Raw genomic sequence first — 17,599 nt, forward strand, 5'->3', positions numbered from 1 at the left:
AATCTGCGCCGCATCGGAAGAAAACCGTGGTCACCGCCCCGGAGAGACGGTCAGCTTCTGGGGAATGCCCAGTCCGTAAGTTTCCGGCTTGTACATCAGTTCCGCCTTGGCGGACGGAGCGATGACGGAGCCGGACTTGGTCACCCGCGCCAGATAGCGCGCCGTAAACCGGCCCTCCCTCCAGGAATTGGCGAAGAAGCGCACCCGGTCCTTCAGGAATTCCCGGTGGGACACCCATCCGCTCCAGTAGAACCAGCGGTTTCCCTCGTCCTCCGCCTCGCTCTCCCGGCCTCCCGGTATCTGGGAAAGCAGAGCCGGATTCACGGCTTCAAAGGCGGAGGGCAGGTAATCCTCCATCACTACGTACGTCAGCGGGTCCGGAGCCTTGTCCACTTGCAGGGTGATCCTCACCAGATCCCCTACGGCAAACTCCGCCGCGGGCGCCCACGTCCCTTCCGGGGTAAGCTTTTCATAAATGCGTGAAACGGCAAAGCCCTTGTTGACGGCGGCGCCGTCGCGCTGCGTGCTGCTGCGCCCATGGGCCTCCGCCATGCCGTACACCCTGGTTCCGGCCTCCGGAAGGCTGAGCACGGCTTTCTCCCCGACTGCGGCGAGGAACCGGGCCGGAGAAGACACGGAGCATACGCCGTCAAGCGTCCGGCCGCCCCGTTCCACGCGGAAGGGAGCGGAAAGGGGAGCTTCCTGCAAGCCTTTCAGGTATTCCCCCAGCAGAAGGACGTCCCAGCCGGAAGTCCAGGTGGAGTACGGCGCCCGGCCCCCGAAGGAACCCGACGTTCTGTCCACAATCAGGCGTTCCAGCCTTTCCCGGACCGCTTCATCACCGGGGGCCAGGGCCATCTCCGCCAGGGCCGCCAGAAGGCGGCAGCGGGGTTCCCTCATTTCCTCCGTGGAAACCTTCATCAGGGTCCGGGCCTGGGCCTTCGCCTCCGGACGGGGGGAAAGCGCCGCAGCCAGCGCCAGGTACAGGCGGTCTTCCGCCCCCAGCCCGCGGGCCTGGTCCAGCAGGCGGTTGAGCAGGGAGGCGGGCATGCGCCCCGCGCGGGCCAGCGTCCAGGCCGCCAGGAGCCCCTCACGGGGCTTTTCAGACAACTGCCGCTCCAGATAGGCGTACAGCTTGTCAAGATCACGCTCCGGCACGTAAACTCCGTGTTCCCGCGCCAGGGTCAGCACCAGCGCGGCATACGGGCAGTACTCGCTCACCTCCCCGCTTCCCTCCCAGTAGGCCAGGGCGCCGGAGGAAAGCTGGTTCTTCATGATCTTGTACACGCCGCTCCGCAGGGCCCGCGCACGGTCCTCCGGAGATTTCCCCTTGAAGCCGGGAAGGTATTTGGCCAGAAGCGGCTCATAAATCCACGGGAGCGTGGAAGAGGAAAGCTGTTCCAGGCAGCCGTACGGATACCGCAGCAGGTAATTCACGCTGCCGTCCGCATACAGCAGGGGAGACGTGCCGAGCGTCACCCGGATGGGGGTTCCCTTCAGAAAGGGCGTGGTCACCAGCTCCGGCACGTCCAGCGTCTTCCCGGAGGAAAGGGAGAAACAGCGCAATTCCCGCAGGTCCGGGAAGGGAGGCACCACCTCAAACGCATGCTCCACGGAATCCTTCAGCAGGGAGTAAACCCCGGAGGAATATGGCGTGCCGCTGCCGTCAGCGGCACGTATGTCCCAGGTCAGCCGCGCTTCTCCGGGCTGCGTGAATTTCACGTTGAACACCAGCGTTTCAGGCTGGTTTCCGTTCAAGGTCAGCGTCTGCACGGGCTGCGGCACGGTGGCGGCAGCGGAACCGGATTTCAGCGTGACTACCCACGGTCCCTTCCTGTCACCCATCTGGCTCACCGTCACCGGAATATTCAGGGAATCGCCTTCCGTCGCGGTGAAGGGGGGAGCGGGTTCCAGCATCACAGGCTTGTTCACCACGTAAGCCCCTTCCCCGGTTCCGAAAGCGGAATCCCCCGCCAGGGCGACCGCCATCACCCGGTAGCGGGTCAGCGTATCCGGATTCCTGTATTCCGCCTTGAACCGGCCTTCCCCGTCCGTGCGGAGTGAGGCCAGCCACACGGCGCACGGGTTGAAATTCTTCCTTAAATCCAGGTTCTCCGGCGCTTTCCGGGAACCGTCGGAAGAATCCCCGCCGCCAATGAACACGCCCTTGTTATCCGTGGGGCGGGCGCCCCAGTCTTCATCCAGAATTTGTTCCAGCGTGGTCCACGTGCCCACGGACAGGGGGCGGTCCGCATAAAAATAACGGATGGGCAGGGGCGTTCTGTAACCGATGACCTGGAGGGTGCCCTCATCCTCCGCAAACAGGCACACCTCCGCATTCCGGACCGGCCTGCCCAGATAATCCGTCACCACGCCGCTGACCACGGCAAGGGAACCGGGCCGGGACATGCCGGCGGGCGGAGACACCTTTACATTCAGGGTATGCCGGACGGGCTGCACCTTCAGGGCGGCGTATCCCAGCTTCAACTGGGGATTGCGGGCCTTGCGGCCGCTCAAATCCGCTCCCTTCACCAGAAAAACGGAGACATAGACATTCGGGGCGTCCGCATCTTCCAGCGGCACTTCAATCACGGGGTTGTCCAGCGTTAGCTTTCTGGCGAAGCTCCGCAGCACCTTCTCCCGTTCCACCGTTACCATCACTTCCCCCTCAATGGGCGTCTGGACCAGAAGGCGGGCCGTCTCTCCCGGCTTGTACAGCTGCTTGTCCGGGATGATCTTCACTTTCAGGCCGTCATGGTATTCCCACGGGGAAACGTCACTGCCGTAAACCCAGTACTTCACGGCGGTGCGGAATTCCCGCCCCTCCGCGTCACGTCCGGAAAAAGCCACCTCGTATATGCCGTCCTGCGCGGTGGGGATGGAGACGGCCTTTCCTCCGGTCCGGATATCGGCGGAATCCGCCGGAGTCACGGTCAGCGTCTCCTTCATCACCGTGGCCGTTACCTCGTCATTGCGCACGGTCGTGGCATCATCGCTCTCGTACCGCACAGGGCGGAAAGCGGTGCGCGTCACCGTCATGTCCAGGTCCAGGTCACTTCCCGCGTAGGGCTTCCCGTCCAGCCCCAGCGCAATCAGGCGCAAATCCAGAGGCGTTCCCTGGCGGCAGATGGAAGAGCTGTTCTTCACCCCCACAAACACGGAAGCCGGATTCCAGACGGCGCTCCGGGAAGCCTTGACCAACTGCTCATTCCCGTTCACCACGGAAGCCTGGAGGGACAGCCGCCTGACCCTGGGGAAGGACTGGCCGGCCAGGGAAAACTCCACCGTATTCGCGCCTTTCCCGTCCAGCACGGCGGACTGCTGCTTCATGCCGGAAGAGGCTCCGCCGCCGGAATAACCGTAATAAGCCTGCCAGTAGCCTGCATCCTCATTCCGGTAATCCCCGAAACGGTAATCCCTGTATCCGGCGGGATAAAAATTGGACGGTACGCTGCGCAGAGACCAGTTCACCTTGCCGCCGGAAACGGGGGTGCCCGTGAAATTCGTGGCCTTCACGTCGGCCTTCAGGACAGCGGCCCCCGGTTTCAGGTCATGAATCCTTTCCTCTACTTCAAACTCATTCCGCTTGAACTCGGCCACCTCTACGGGATACCGGAACTCCCGGTTGCTCTTGTGGAATTCCTGACGGTAATATTTTTTATAGTCGTCCCCGCCGGAGGAGTCATCTTCCTTCTCCTCCTGCACGGAATCCCCTTTCAGCCGCAGGCTGGCAAGGACGGTATAGGTTCCCGTCTCTTCCTCAGGGAAGGTGAAATCCAGGTCAAACGTTCCCGCATCAGACAAATTCACCTGCCTGACGGCCACTTCCCGGTCCCGGCTGTCCCGGACGGTCAGCTTGACTTCCTCCACGGGGGCCGGGGTAAGGCAGTTGTCCAGCAGGGACCTCACGATTCCCTTCAGGTGCATCGTCTCTCCCGGCCGGTAAAGGTTCCGGTCAGAGAACATGAACAGCCTGGTTTCCGCGGTGGTGGCCGGGTTCAGCCCCAGGGCCTCCCATTCATAAGGCAGGGTCTTCACGTCAAAGGACCACGTACTCACTTTTCCCGGCCAGTCTTCCAGGGGACTCAGGTAACTGTCCGCCCCGGACAGGACGCGCACGTAAGCGGCCTTCCCGCCCATCCCGGTCATGGGCAGCCGCACGACGCCCTGCTCCACGGGAACGGAAGCCAGCACGGCGCCCCCGGCGTCCAGGAGCTGGACCTGCGCCTTTTCCGCAGCTTTCCCGGTAGCCAGGGAATACACGTACACAAACATATCATCCGCCGTCTTCTTGTGCAGGACGCCCATATCCGTCACCTGAACGAGGGCCTGCACGGCATAAGAAGCCTCATCCCTGCTGAACTCCCTTCTGCCTCCGTTCTCTGAAGGCGCGCCGAACAACTTGTACGCCTCCAGCACCGGATCACTGACGCGCCCCTCCACCTCAATGAAATACATGCCCGGCTCCACGGCCCCTCCAAACAGGCCGTCCAGGCCGATGGACGCTTCCGTTTTGTCACGGACATCCAGGGCCAGCGCCCCCTTTTTATCCGCGGCAAGAAGTTCGGCAGGCAGAAAATGCCTCCGGTCAAGGTCCGTCACGGTACGGGAAAGTGGCGCCTCCCGGTCACGCTCATAAATCTTCCTGTAAGCCGCCATCGTCTGGTGCTGGTAGCCATCCCTGATCCGGTAGCCCCGCACGGTTAAATCCCTCAAATTGCTGACGGAAGCTTTCAATTGGCGGGAACCGGCGTACATGATGCCGTTATTGCCCGCATCCAGGTACAGGGAGGGAGCCTCCGGCCTTACCTCCACGCAATCCTCCGCATTCTTCCGGGACAATTCCTGGCCATCCACGGAACGGACGCCCTTCAGCTTCCACCGCAGTTTGAACACGGCGCCCTCTCCGCTCACCAGGAAAGGCAGGGAGGAATACCACTGGGGGCGTATCTGCTTCATATCCGCCAGCCGTCCCCTGTCCAGGCGGATCACTACCTTCCGCGCGGTATCCCCGTCTTCCCCGCCCAGGGACGCGACAAAGCCTCCCTCCTGTTCCTCGTACTCCATGGGCTTCTTGCCGCCCTGCACGAACAACTCCACATGGTCCCGGCAGAATTGTTCCAAATCCCCAATCTGTACAGGGAGGGTCCATTCCAGGGTTAAACGGCCTCCGCTGCCGGAAAACGCATGGTAATAACCGGAAGCGGAAAAACGGGGCACGGTGCCCAGCTTGGTTTCCTCCAGTCCGGTTTTCAGCCCCCCTCCACGGGAAGAGAGAAAAGAAGCATCCCGGCTGACCAGATAATAGCTCCTTCCATACCGGAACATCCCTTCCGGCTGAATAACGTACACGCCGGGAACGGCCATGCCGTCAGGACTGCCTTTGAACCTTCCCTCCCCGGCAATATTTCTCACACGGTAGGATTTGGCGTCTCTCACCTCCTTCAACGTGGCGGGCCGCAGGCGGAACCCCATATCGTGCCCCGAAGCTCCTGCTTTAAGCTGCTCCATAAAATCTCCAGACTGGAGCTGTTTTTCGTCCGAAACGGTGGTAAAAACGAGATTCTTCTCCAACGCTTCTTCCCATGAACAATAGCCTGGAAGCATCAGAAAATTCTTGCCGTTGCGATACAAACTGACTGCAAAATTGCTCTTGTCCGAAATATAATCCGGAATCACCAGGAAAAAACTTTCCCACGGGTAAACTTCACCCCCCTGCCAGCCCCTGTCCACGGAAGACAGGTAGAAATTCCAGGTCGCGCGCCCTGTCAGGCGCAGCGGAACGGACGGCACCGGGGAACCGTCCAGAAAACGGGTGTTCTCCGCCGGTTTCCATAGATAGGAGGCCCGGAAGGGGACCTCCTCCAGCGGTATGAACTCCAGTACGTTGGGAGTAATCCATTTGGAAGAAAACTTCAAGGAAGGAGGAAGAAGCGTCAGCTCTGTCAGCCCTGCCTCCTCCAGTTCCGTCACCGGTACGGTGGACTTGTCGAATGCCAGTTTCCACGGTTTCTCCTCCGGGGAAAAGGACGTCAGCGCCGGATCCGCCGGTTTTCCTACCTCGGAAGCGGGTACCACGGCCTTGTCAAAGACCAGTTGGAACGGCTTCCCCTTTTCCAGATGGGAGGGCGAGTGAGGCGGATAAGCCACCGTTGTGGCGGCAAATTCTGAACAAACACTGCAAATTCCTAAGAAGCAACCAATAGCAAAAGAATAGGGTTTCATGGGAGGAGGGTAATTCTATGTACCCATCTTCTCCTACTTTTGAGTCTTCAACACAAGCAGAAAATCCGCAAGCGGCAAAAAATGAAGCGGAAGCGCAAATGCGCTTATTGAACCTCTCCGGTTCCGGACAGGAAAGAGACGGAAACATATCCATGCGGACTTGACATAAAATGCTGGCATTCTTAATGTAATATGAATAAAGAACACCGCAACAAGCGATTTTCACGGCCATGCCATTTTTAAAAAGACATAAACTGTTGCTTTCCGTGCTGATTCTGGCCGCCGGACTCTATTTTCTTTCCATCCCCGTCCTTCTTTGGAGAGCCCACAGAGACCTGGACCTCGCGAAAAACCATCAGGAAACATTTTTTAACGTGTCCGCGGTGGAATTCTCCGATGGAACAGCCACATATGGCATCGGTTTCGACAGCCATGGCAGCATTCTTCATCCCCTGGGCGGAACTATTGTTCTCCTGGACGGCAGCGGTACAAAACGCCGCATGACAGGCGGCCATATATGCGGTGGAGACGGCCTGGGAATGTACATGCGCATCTACGAGAAAATCCAGGAACGGGACAACCTTCCCGCCACGAATTCCTCCTTCCTCGAATTTCTGCACCAGCAGAGATTCAGGGAATAAAAAACCTTTGACGTGCCGGGAAGCTCCCTTTTTCCATCTTCCCCCTCTCCGGAAAAGAAGAATGGCTGTAAACGGCCCATTCAGGCTTCCGCCTTTTCCCCGGCGTCCAGAGCCTCAAAGCGGGCCAGAACCCAGCAGAGGTCGGAAAGGCGGTTCAGGAAGAGGGCCGTGTTCACATTGCTCAGGGCATTATCCAGCCTCAGCGCCACCACCCGGCGTTCCGCACGGCGGCAGACGGACCGGGCCAGGTCCAGATAGGCGGAACCCAGTGACCCCTCCTTGCCGGGGCGCGCCCACCCCTTGAAGCGGATGTCGCATTCCTTCTCCAGCAGGTGGGCCTGTTCCTCCAGCCACGCCACGTCCTCCGCCGTGATGCGGGCATAGCCTTTGGCATCATACTTGGGAAGGTCTTCCTCCAGCGTGGCCAGTTCCCCCATGGCGCCCACCAGGCGCGCCTGAACGCCGTCCAGCATCTCCACCGTCCGGGGGCTCACTCCGGAATGGCGCACCACGCCGATCAGGGAATTCAATTCATCCACCGTTCCGTAAGCTTCAATGCGCGGAGCCGTCTTGGGGCTCCGTTTGCCGAACATCAGGTCCGTTTCTCCGCTGTCTCCACGCTTGGTTATTACGCTCATACCCGGTACCCTACCATGCCCGCGCGGCCCTGCACGCAAAAAAGAAGGCATGTTCCGGAAGGAGCGACAGAGTATCCGGATTCCGACTATCATCGGTCCAGAACTATTTTTCTCTAACGAATTAACTTGATTTTCAACGTAATATGAATTTCACTAAACAAGTGACATACATTTCCCATGCCCATAATCCCAACTCTTCTCTCATGCTTCGCCTGCCTTTTGCTTGGAACGTGTTCCAAAGAGGAACCTGCCTTATTGCCCGGAGAAATTGTCCTGAACGCTTCGGAACTGCCCGGCCCCGCCATGGAATGGAAGACGGACCCGGCCTCTGAAAGAATCCTGACGATCAATCTGGACAATCCTCTTCTTCCGTGGTCCCGTGTCCACGAGGGGCTACAAAAAGCTTATGAGCTCAGCGTGGACGATATCCGCCTGCGCAAGGGTGACGCCGTGGCGCCTGCGTTCGCCAATGTCCTTTGCTGGGACTATCCCGGAACTCCGGATACGGATGAAGAAATAGACTGGGAAGGTGTAAACCACATGGTCCCCAGTATTCCGTGTCTTCCGGATGATCCCGTTATGAAACATCCTTTCCGGGAAAACGTCTTCATTCCTGTTAAAAAAACTTCCTCCACGGAACCTTCCTATCCCTTCGTGGAGTTCATCCAGCCCTTTCGTGCGGGAACAGATCCCTACCAGCTCATTCACTGGCATGTCCGTGACGAGGGCAACGATGAACGCCGGAAAAACGATGTTCAAGCTTTTGCTCGCATGGCAAATGCCGACATCCGCCAGCACAGGGCATTCATTTTCCTCGTTGAGGATGAAGTTCCCTGTGGAGAGGTGTTCGACTATCTGAACGCCATTGACGGGAGAGACACCCTGGTTGGGGTGGGCTTTTCCTGTAAAGAAAGATAATTTTTCCCAAAAAGAATCCACAGGACGCTTTTCACACTCCACGCAGCGGCATGACACGTCAGACCGTTTGAAACTTTTTCCGATGGCTGTACAACCCCTGCATGACCCGGACCAGAGATGAATTGGCGGCGGAAACCGCACCCCCCGTCAAAACGCCCCTCTGGACGCGGGACTACATCCTGGCCTGCTGCGCGAACCTGATGATGGGGCTGGCCTTCTTTGAACTGGTGCCCGTCCTCCCGCTGTATTTGACGGGTCAATTGCAGGTTTCCTCCGGCTGGCTGGGCTGGATCATGTCCATTTACGTGCTGGCCGCCATCATTTCCCGCCCCTGGTTTGCGCACCGGGTGGACACCGGAGACCGCAAGAAGATTTACATCACGGTTTACATCCTGCTGGCCCTGTCCTTTTCCGGGTATGCGGTAGCGGCCACTGCCCTGGCGATTTTTCTGACGCGCTTTGTGCAGGGGCTGATCTGGGGCGGCATGACCACCTCCGGCCCCACGATGGCGGTGGACATCATCCCCCCGTCCCGGCGCGGGGAAGGCCTGGGCTTTTTCGGCATGACGATGACGCTGGGCATGTGCCTGGGGCCCGTCATCGGCCTCCAGGTGTACCAGGTATACGGCTTTTACGTGATTACGTGGAGTTCCCTGGTGCTGTGCCTGGCCGGGGCCGGAATAGCCTCCCTCATCCGTGCTCCCGGACGCCCTGTCCAGGAACCCGTGCACGAAACGCCCAAAAAGGTGCTGGACCGCCTGGTGCTGCGCGTGGGCATTCCGCTGGCGGTGAATGTGATGATCGCCTCCTTCTCCTACGGGGTGGTGGCCGTTTACTCTGCCCTGTACGGGAAAATGTACGGCTTCAAATACGCCGGGCTGTTTTATGCGCTGATGGGGCTGGGCATGCTGGTCTCCCGGTTCATGGTGGGCAGGCAGATTGACCGCGGACGCGTGGCGGAGCTTTCCGTCATCTCCCTGAGCATCCTGACCGTCAGCTTCGGCGCGCTGGCGCTCGCGCCGCTGGAATGGGTTTACTACACATCCGCCATCCTCATCGGCTTCGGATTCGGCATCTTCATCCCCACCTTCCAGACCATGAAGCTGAACATGGCGGACCGCGGCCACCGGGGAGCCGTCAATTCCACGTTCTTCACGGCCTTTGACATCGGAGTAGGCACGGGCATGTTCTTCGGGGGCAAGATTTACGCATACCTGAACCTGAACTGGGCCTTTGGCACAGGGGCATTGCTGAACCTGCTGGCGATCGTGTACTTCTACCGCATCTCCCTGGACCATTACCGGAAAAACAAGCTGGGCGTGGATTCCGATTGATCCCCATGCCGTCAACCCCGTTCCGGGGAGGAAAAGACGTCAATCACGCGCTATTCCCTTTTTCATTTTTTGAGTATTCTCTTCAGGGCGGAAATATCCGGCAACAAATTCACCGTCTCAAATTTCCCCTTGTAGAACACACCCCAGTTATTGAAGACACAAGGCAATTCCTTTGCTTTTTCCAAGGTATCCACCTGAATGAACGATGCAGGAACGCTGTTCATTTCACAATACCGTTTGATCATCTCAACGTTCTGAAGGACAAAGGGGCACTGCATATCATAATAAATGGTCAGCTCCCGGCTTTCAATTTCCCCGCGCTTTATATTTTGTGAGAACTGCGGCTTTGTTCCGTCCAGAGAAAGCGCCAGCAGTTCATAGCCGTTCTCCGTAGCATCCACCACATCAAAGCCGAACTTTCTGGCAAACGACTGGTCTGAAAGCCAATGTTTCTGCTTTTTTGCCCCAAGCATGCAAATGCCGGATTTACCCTTTTCCCGGGCGTCAGCCAGGCAATACTTCATCAACGATTTGCCGTAGCCTTTCCCTTTATCGTTCCCGGAAACCCACAGGCAGTACACATAATAATAGTTATCACCGATGATGGGAACCCAGGCTTTTTCAAGAGGGGCGTATTCAATAAAAACCGTAGCCTTTGCATTCAGCTTTCTGAAGACATGTCCTTCCTTCAACCGGCCTGAAAGCCATTGCCGTTTTGCGTCAATGCCCGGATGGGCTTTTTTACTGCGGATGATGCAGCATAAATGTTCGCTGGCTATGTTTTCCGGCGTCAAGTTTACAAACTCGGTACTCATGCGCATCCTGCTTCAGCTTTTCATGTTCCGGCCTGCGCCTTATGCGCAGGAGACGGACAAACCCAGTCCGGTTTCCTTGGTTTTAATAGCTGCGTTCGGAAATGTCAAACGGCTCATTTCATGCCGACACGTGATGTTGCTGTGCACAAGGTGTTTTACAAAAACGGCTTGAGTCCGGCTCCATTTGCCGATGGACACCGCCGGAAACTCATGTCATGCTGAAGGTTCTTCCATGAACGCGGAACCACACAAGGGCAACGGGCGCCGGAACAGGCTGCGCCGATGGATGGCCATTCTGGCCGTCCCCCTTTTCCTTGCAGGCACGGCGCTGTTTTCCTTTCTGTGGAACGTGCCGCTGGACAAGCTGGCCGCCCCGCGCAGGGCGGATTCATCCCCCGCCATTTTATTCAGGGAGCCATCCTCCCCCGCCGTCCGGGCCGTCCCCAGCCACCCTTCCCTGGAGCCCGGCATTCTTTCCCTGCTCAGGCATTATACGGAAACCATCAGCAATGCCGGCCACCTGGATTTCACCAGTTATGCCCCGCAGGATGTGGAAATACGGATGGACGGCCTCTCCATCAACCTGGGCCCTTCCCTGGCCGTTTTCAATTTTGAAACCAAGTACGGATTCCGCATGCAGACGAGCAAAAAGCCGGACGCCACGGACCGTGCCGTTTATCAATGGCTGAAAGATACGATGCAGCCGGAAGAACCTGCGGAACCGGACACGGCGTTGACACAGCCATCGAACAGAACGGGCCCGGCGTTGTCTAATCCTTCATCTTCCCTGAAAAGCTGTGGAACGGCAGGTTCTTCAGCCCGGGAGCCGGATGCTCCCTGACCGGAAGGCGACTCCACACAGCGTTTATGAAACGTATTTACCACGGACCATGGACCCTGGCCGGGCTGGCATGCGCCATTCTGGCCGCAGCAGCCATGCTGGCCCTGTTCTCCTGCGGAGAAAACGGCCGGGCGGCCAACAATAACAGACATCATATGGACAATAAGGATTTGAAGACGATTTATCTGGCGGGAGGCTGTTTCTGGGGCGTGGAGAAGTTTTTCTCCCTGATTCCCGGCGTCAAGGAAACGGAGGTGGGATACGCCAACGGCTCCACAGCCGCTCCCACGTATGAGGAAGTCTGCACCGGAGGCACGGGGCACGCGGAAACGGTGAAAGTGGTGTTTGACCCGGAAGAAGTCAGCCTTCCCTTCCTGCTGGAGCAATACTACTCCATTATTGACCCCATTTCCGTCAACAAGCAGGGGAATGACAGGGGCGTTCAATACCGCACGGGCATTTATTACACGGATGAGAAGGACAAGCCGGTGATAGAGGCGTCCCTGAAACGGCTTCAGGAGCAATTCAAACAGCCCCTGGCGATTGAAGCCCAGCCCCTCCGCCAGTTTTCACGGGCGGAAAAATACCACCAGCGCTATCTGGACAACCACCCCGGCGGCTACTGCCATATTCCGTCCTTTAAGTTCCAGCAGGCCGCCCAGGCGCGGGAAGCCGCGCCCGCCTACCGGAAAAAATCAGACGAAGAACTGCGCCGCACCCTGACGCCGGAGCAATTTGCCGTTACACGGAAGAATGCCACGGAACCTCCCTTCCGCAACGAATATTTTAATAATGACAAGCCCGGCATTTATGTGGACATCACCACCGGGGAACCCCTCTTCCTTTCCACGGACAAGTTTGATTCCGGCTGCGGCTGGCCCAGCTTTTCCCGGCCCATCAAAGAAGACCTGATTCAGGAAAAAAAGGATCTTTCCCATGGCATGAGCCGCACGGAAGTGCGCAGCGCCACGGGGGACGCCCACCTGGGCCACGTCTTTACGGACGGTCCCAAGGCCCGCGGCGGCCTGCGCTACTGCATCAACAGCGCCTCCCTGAAGTTCATTCCTGAACAGGACATGGAGGCACAGGGCTACGGCAAGTACCTCCCCCAACTGCGCAAGGAAGAGAAGGCCCGGTAACCTGCAGTGGAAACCGCTGCATGAAAATACCATGCTTCCGCCCGGAGCAGGGAAAGGGTAGGCGTCATACAAGGTGAAGAACCGGGCGTTTCATTATCGCCGGACGCCTGCCTCTGGCCAGCTCTGTGCAGCCACGCCCTTGCCTGGGAACCAAAGCGGCGCACCCTCCAACCATGCCGCCGCCGGGAGATGGAAGCCATTCAACCGGCAACAGAACATGGAGGGTTTGGGTGTTGGGGCAATACGACTTGCGGGATGGCCGTTTATCTTCATGCCTTTCACTTGAAATAGCGGCGGCCAAACCCGTTTTGTGTAAAAAAAATAAGTTTTTTTCCTTAACGCTCTTATCCAACCATGAAATTTATTATATTATACTTATAATAAAATTATCATGGATATACATAACATTTTTGCGCACCGGATTTCCCGCACTTCCAAAAAAGCATGGCAAAGGCGCCATCCCTCCCGAAATGCTCCGGGTGGCTCACCCAGCCCCTGCGTCACGGCACGATCTTGACGGGCGTGCCTACTTTAACGGTTTTAAAAAGCGGCACGCAGGAGGAGCGGGTCATGCGGATGCATCCATGGGATTGCGGCGTCATGAAAACGGGACCCACATGCATGCCGATGCCCCCGTCCGTCAGCCGCATGAAGTAGGGCATGGAGGCATCATACAAATTGGAAACGTGGTGGACCGCCTTTTCCGTAATACGGAAATTCCCTACGGGAGTCCGGTGGGAAGGCATGCCCAGGCAGACGGGGAAATCCATGGCCACTTCATCCCCCACCATGAGCTGCCCCCTCTGGCGGGCTCTGCTGATCACCACGCGCGTGTTGCCGGACGTGGCCTTCTTCATGATGTCCGAATTCATCCACTCGTCATGAACTTCCGTATAATCCACTCCGGCCACTACCACCCTCGTACGGGGTCCGTAAGAAGTCATGGGCATCGTGGAATATCCGGTTAAAGGCACCATCCGCAAATTTTCTTCCTGCGGTCCTGCACAGGAAGCCAGGGCCAGCACTCCGGCCATGATTGACAAGGTTTTTTTCGCATTCATTACTTTTCATCCCTTTCACAGGATTGGACAATGCCGCGAACTTATTTTCAATGTTTCATGACGCATTCTCCATCATTCCGGCATGAACGGAAGAGATGAAAAATAAAGAAAAAAACAACCTCTCACGCCAGAGGAATATTGCGTACCACGGTAAACAAAACAAGCACGGCCGCTCCCGCAACCAGCACCCTTGCGAATACGGCCCTGTCCCGGATGAAGAACAGCGTTCCCAGCCAGACGAGCGTGGGCACCAGCAGCACGTTGTACCGCAGGGAGTCCAGCCAATGGCCGTGAAGCAGGGCGTGCAACGCCCTGGTGGAGCCGCAGCCGTAGCAAAGAAAACCCGTCGTTTTATAAAAAAGGCACTCCGGCAGCCAGCCGGACCGGGACGGGTCACCCGCCAGCAGGAGCACCGCGCACGCCGCAGCCAGCAGCGCCAGATACAGGAGGAACAGTTTCATGCCATGAAAAAGGCCTGCGGACATTACTTTCTCCGCAAGCCTTGAATTCACGTAACTGGCGAGGACTTTTAGCGGACCATCGCCGTTCCCGCTCCAATAAGCATGAGGACGATGCTGACGATTACGGCAATAAGGCTCATGGTTTTGCCGTTGCTCTTGTCCGGATATTTGTTGAGGCCGATGATTCCCAGAATAAGGCCCACGAGGCTGCACACAACGGCAAAGACGAGGGCCAAAATGGCAAGTGTATTGTTCGGTTGCTGTGATTCATTCATATTTTCATTTCAGTTTAATTCATATTGGGTGCGAACAGCAGAATGCCGCACGCTATTCGTTCCTATCTAAGCAAAATCGCATGCCTGCACAAGTTTTTCCTGTTTCTTCCGGCAGTTCCGGCCCCCCTCCACCGGCAACATGACGGAAAAGCCCGGCTGCGGCCGGCAGAAAAAGGAATTCCCGGTTCCGGCGCGAACGGGAAAAATCCGCTCCCGTCACACAGAGTCCTTGCCTTATCGGGCTTGGCCTGTATAGTACCCGCGACTGCCAGGAGGGCAGCCGCCTGTTTACAGTTAACCCTCTATTCCGCATCATGACCAAGATTGCCAAGAGCACGTTCACCACGGGAGCCGGAACCCCCGGACAGTTTTATTCACTCCCAGCCCTGGCTGAAAACGGTTATCCCCGGCTGAACCGCCTTCCCGTTTCCATCCGGATTGTTCTGGAATCCCTGCTCCGCAACTGCGACGGCTTGAAGGTGACGGAAAAGGATGTGGACAACCTGGCCTCCTGGAACGCCAAAAACCCCGGCTCTTATGAAATCCCGTTCACCGTGGCCCGCATCGTCCTCCAGGACCTGACGGGCGTACCCCTGCTGGTGGACCTGGCGGCCATGCGCTCCGCCGTGGCCGGACTGGGCAAGGACGCCTCCGTCATTGAACCGCTGGTCCCTGTGGACCTGGTGGTGGACCATTCCGTGCAGGTGGACTGGGCAGGCCGCACGGACGCCCTGGAGAAGAACCTGGACATTGAATTCCAGCGCAATGCAGAACGTTACGAGTTTCTGAAATGGGGCCAGCAGGCGTTCAGCACCTTTTCCGTGGTGCCGCCCTCCGTGGGCATTGTCCACCAGGTGAATCTGGAATATCTGGCTCAGGGCGTCATGGAAAAGGACGGCGTTTACTTCCCGGATACCCTGGTGGGGACGGACTCCCACACCACGATGATCAACGGCATCGGCGTGGTGGGCTGGGGCGTGGGCGGCATTGAGGCGGAAGCCGGCATGCTCGGCCAGCCCGTCACCTTCCTGGTGCCGGAAGTGGTGGGCGTCCATATGACGGGAGAACTCCGGGAAGGGGTGACCGCCACGGACCTGGCGCTGCACGTCACCCAGATGCTTCGCCGCCACGGCGTGGTGGGCAAGTTTGTGGAATTCTTCGGAGACGGAGCCGCGGCCCTTCCGCTGGCGGACCGCGCCACCGTGGCGAACATGGCCCCCGAATACGGCGCCACCATGGGCTTCTTCCCCATGGACAAGCACTGCTCCGAATACCTGCGCCTGACCGGCAGGAGCGAGGAAGCCATCACCACGTACGAAAACTACTTCAAGGCCCAGGGCCTGTGGGGCATGCCCCGCAACGGGGAGCTGGATTACACGGACCAGCTGGAACTGGACCTGTCCGCCATAGAACCCGCCGTTTCCGGCCCCAAACGCCCGCAGGACCACATTCCCCTGGCCTCCATCAGGGACAGCTTCCGCAAGCTGGTCAGCATGCCCGCGGCGGAAGGCGGATACGGGAAAAAGGAATCCCCCTCCGTCAAGGTCGCCATGCACTCCCCCGCGGGCGTTCCCGTTCCGGTAGAAGGCTTCAGCCAGGAAGCGGAATTGAAGGATGGCAGCATCCTCATCGCGGCCATCACCTCCTGCACCAACACCTCCAATCCGGGCCTGATGCTGGCTGCCGGGCTGCTGGCCAAAAAGGCGGTCGCCTTGGGACTGCAAGTGCCTCCGCACGTGAAAACGTCCATCGCGCCGGGCTCCCGCATCGCCTCGGACTACTTTGCCGCCAACCAGCTCCAGGACTCCCTGGACGCCCTGGGTTTTGAAACCGTGGGCTACGGCTGCACCACCTGCATCGGCAACTCCGGCCCGCTGAATCCGGAATTGGAACAGGCCGTCAGGGACAATGACATCGTGGCCGCCTCCGTCCTGTCCGGCAACCGTAACTTTGAGGCCCGCATCCACGCCTCCATTAAAACCAACTTCCTGATGTCCCCCCCCCTGGTTGTCGCCTTTGCGCTGGCCGGACGCGTGGACATTGACTTCCAGACGGAACCGCTGGGCACGGACCGCAGCGGAAACCCCGTCTTCCTGAAAGACATCTGGCCCAGCGCCCCGGAAATCGCGGAAGCCGTCGCCAAATCCCGCAATCCGGAAGCGTACCGGGAGCTTTACACCATCACGCCGGAAAAAAATCCGCGCTGGGCGGCGGTGTACGCGCCGGAAGGCTCCGTCTTCCAGTGGAATGAAAACTCCACCTACATCCAGAACCCACCCTTCTTCTGCGGCTTCAACAGCCAGCCCCGCACGCTGGCGGACATCCGGAACGCGCGGCCCCTGGGCATCTTCGGCGACTCCGTGACCACGGACCACATCTCCCCCGCCGGAGCCATCCGGGAAACCGGCCCCGCCGGGCTGTACCTGCAAGGCATGGGGATTGACAGGAAAGACTTCAACTCCTTCGGTTCCCGCCGCGGCAATGACCGCGTCATGACCCGCGGCACCTTCGCCAACGTCCGCATCAAGAATCTGATGGTGGACGGCACGGAAGGCGGCTACACGCTGTACTTCGGCGACCGCTCCATTCCGGCCCCGGACAAGAAGATAGCCGCAGCCGCAGGCACCCCCGCCTTCATTTACGATGCGGCCATGGCCTACGCGCAGGACGGCGTCCCCCTCATCGTCATCGGCGGAGAGGACTACGGCATGGGCTCCTCCCGCGACTGGGCGGCCAAGGGCACGAACCTGCTGGGCGTCAAGGCCGTCATCACCAAGAGCTTTGAACGCATCCACCGCTCCAACCTGATCGGCATGGGCGTGCTTCCCCTCAACTTTGCGGACAAGGCGGATTATGACCGCATCGCCCCGCTGAAGGACGCCACGTTCTCCATCCTGGGCCTGGAAGGCGGCATTTCCCCGCGCCAGCAGGTCACCCTGCGCGTGCAGCCCGCAGGAGCAGAGGCGTTTGACGTGCCCGTCATCGTCCGCATTGATACGCCCATTGAAAAGGAATACTACCTGGCGGGCGGCATCCTGCAATACGTCCTCACCCAAATTCTCAAATAAACCTCCGGCAGGCCGGACTTTTCCGGCGCCGCATCCTTTCCGGACGGGCCGCCCTTCCCCCGAAGGCGCGGCCCGTCCGGCGTACTCCGCACAACGCACAGCGGGAGAACATGACACAGCTTGATTAGTTCAGTTGAACTAATTCCAAATTCTGCTTGCAATCCCCGCGGGCTGTTTCTAGAA

The 17,599-nt window shown here is 58.7% G+C and carries 12 protein-coding genes; 6 read left to right on the top strand and 6 right to left on the bottom strand.

Translation table 11 applies throughout. The features are described 5' to 3' along the window. Window positions 1-30 precede the first annotated feature (30 nt). The gene (locus tag HHJ06_RS06805) at window positions 31-6,150 is read right to left on the bottom strand and encodes an alpha-2-macroglobulin family protein (protein ID WP_215428598.1); all 6,120 of its coding nucleotides are present in this window, start codon (window positions 6,148-6,150) and stop codon (window positions 31-33) included. Window positions 6,151-6,491: 341 nt separating this feature from the next. Here HHJ06_RS06805 and HHJ06_RS06810 point away from each other — a divergent pair, with 341 nt between their 5' ends. Further along, window positions 6,492-6,866: a hypothetical protein gene (locus HHJ06_RS06810; RefSeq protein ID WP_215428599.1), complete on the top strand. Its 375-nt coding sequence runs from the start codon at window positions 6,492-6,494 to the stop codon at window positions 6,864-6,866. Window positions 6,867-6,946: 80 nt separating this feature from the next. Here HHJ06_RS06810 and HHJ06_RS06815 read toward each other — a convergent pair whose 3' ends face one another. Continuing rightward, window positions 6,947-7,504, bottom strand: a complete 558-nt coding sequence (locus HHJ06_RS06815; RefSeq protein WP_215428600.1) for a cob(I)yrinic acid a,c-diamide adenosyltransferase — start codon at window positions 7,502-7,504, stop codon at window positions 6,947-6,949. Between the two features lie 255 nt (window positions 7,505-7,759). On the opposite strand from HHJ06_RS06815, the gene HHJ06_RS06820 reads away from it, so the two are divergent. Together HHJ06_RS06820 and HHJ06_RS06825 are read left to right on the top strand one after the other, a co-directional pair. Further along, complete coding sequence (locus HHJ06_RS06820) at window positions 7,760-8,422, top strand: hypothetical protein (protein ID WP_215428601.1); 663 nt, start codon at window positions 7,760-7,762, stop codon at window positions 8,420-8,422. 101 nt (window positions 8,423-8,523) lie between these two features. After that, window positions 8,524-9,756, top strand: coding sequence for an MFS transporter (locus HHJ06_RS06825; protein ID WP_215428602.1), 1,233 nt, complete (start codon window positions 8,524-8,526; stop codon window positions 9,754-9,756). Between the two features lie 62 nt (window positions 9,757-9,818). On the opposite strand, the gene HHJ06_RS06830 is transcribed toward HHJ06_RS06825, so the two are convergent. Further along, window positions 9,819-10,571, bottom strand: coding sequence for an N-acetyltransferase (locus HHJ06_RS06830; RefSeq protein WP_215428603.1), 753 nt, complete (start codon window positions 10,569-10,571; stop codon window positions 9,819-9,821). Window positions 10,572-10,803: 232 nt separating this feature from the next. Between HHJ06_RS06830 and HHJ06_RS06835 the strand changes: the two genes are divergently transcribed. Continuing rightward, window positions 10,804-11,412, top strand: a complete 609-nt coding sequence (locus HHJ06_RS06835; protein ID WP_215428604.1) for a hypothetical protein — start codon at window positions 10,804-10,806, stop codon at window positions 11,410-11,412. 26 nt (window positions 11,413-11,438) lie between these two features. After that, a complete protein-coding gene (gene msrB / locus HHJ06_RS06840) occupies window positions 11,439-12,551 on the top strand; it encodes a peptide-methionine (R)-S-oxide reductase MsrB (protein WP_215428605.1) in 1,113 nt (370 codons plus the stop codon). A 500-nt stretch (window positions 12,552-13,051) separates the two neighbouring features. Here msrB and HHJ06_RS06845 read toward each other — a convergent pair whose 3' ends face one another. From HHJ06_RS06845 to HHJ06_RS06855, 3 genes are all read right to left on the bottom strand, one after another. Then, window positions 13,052-13,495, bottom strand: coding sequence for a L,D-transpeptidase (locus tag HHJ06_RS06845; RefSeq protein ID WP_215428606.1), 444 nt, complete (start codon window positions 13,493-13,495; stop codon window positions 13,052-13,054). A gap of 239 nt (window positions 13,496-13,734) precedes the next feature. Then, window positions 13,735-14,073, bottom strand: coding sequence for a DUF2752 domain-containing protein (locus HHJ06_RS06850; RefSeq protein WP_215428607.1), 339 nt, complete (start codon window positions 14,071-14,073; stop codon window positions 13,735-13,737). Window positions 14,074-14,141: 68 nt separating this feature from the next. Continuing rightward, complete coding sequence (locus tag HHJ06_RS06855) at window positions 14,142-14,348, bottom strand: hypothetical protein (RefSeq protein WP_215428608.1); 207 nt, start codon at window positions 14,346-14,348, stop codon at window positions 14,142-14,144. A gap of 314 nt (window positions 14,349-14,662) precedes the next feature. Between HHJ06_RS06855 and acnA the strand changes: the two genes are divergently transcribed. Continuing rightward, entirely contained in the window at window positions 14,663-17,416 is a 2,754-nt protein-coding gene (acnA, locus tag HHJ06_RS06860) for an aconitate hydratase AcnA (RefSeq protein ID WP_215428609.1), read from the top strand. Window positions 17,417-17,599 lie beyond the last annotated feature (183 nt).

The organism is Akkermansia muciniphila, from assembly GCF_018709685.1.
Classification (GTDB): Bacteria; Verrucomicrobiota; Verrucomicrobiia; order Verrucomicrobiales; family Akkermansiaceae; genus Akkermansia; species Akkermansia muciniphila_E.

Coding starts and splice junctions, on each gene's coding strand:
- HHJ06_RS06815 (WP_215428600.1), bottom strand. CDS start 7,504: ATGAGCGTAATAACCAAGCGTGGAGACAGCGGAGAAACGGACCTGATG.
- HHJ06_RS06825 (WP_215428602.1), top strand. CDS start 8,524: ATGACCCGGACCAGAGATGAATTGGCGGCGGAAACCGCACCCCCCGTC.
- HHJ06_RS06830 (WP_215428603.1), bottom strand. CDS start 10,571: ATGAGTACCGAGTTTGTAAACTTGACGCCGGAAAACATAGCCAGCGAA.
- HHJ06_RS06835 (WP_215428604.1), top strand. CDS start 10,804: ATGAACGCGGAACCACACAAGGGCAACGGGCGCCGGAACAGGCTGCGC.
- msrB (WP_215428605.1), top strand. CDS start 11,439: ATGAAACGTATTTACCACGGACCATGGACCCTGGCCGGGCTGGCATGC.
- HHJ06_RS06845 (WP_215428606.1), bottom strand. CDS start 13,495: ATGACTTCTTACGGACCCCGTACGAGGGTGGTAGTGGCCGGAGTGGAT.
- HHJ06_RS06850 (WP_215428607.1), bottom strand. CDS start 14,073: ATGAAACTGTTCCTCCTGTATCTGGCGCTGCTGGCTGCGGCGTGCGCG.
- HHJ06_RS06855 (WP_215428608.1), bottom strand. CDS start 14,348: ATGAATGAATCACAGCAACCGAACAATACACTTGCCATTTTGGCCCTC.
- acnA (WP_215428609.1), top strand. CDS start 14,663: ATGACCAAGATTGCCAAGAGCACGTTCACCACGGGAGCCGGAACCCCC.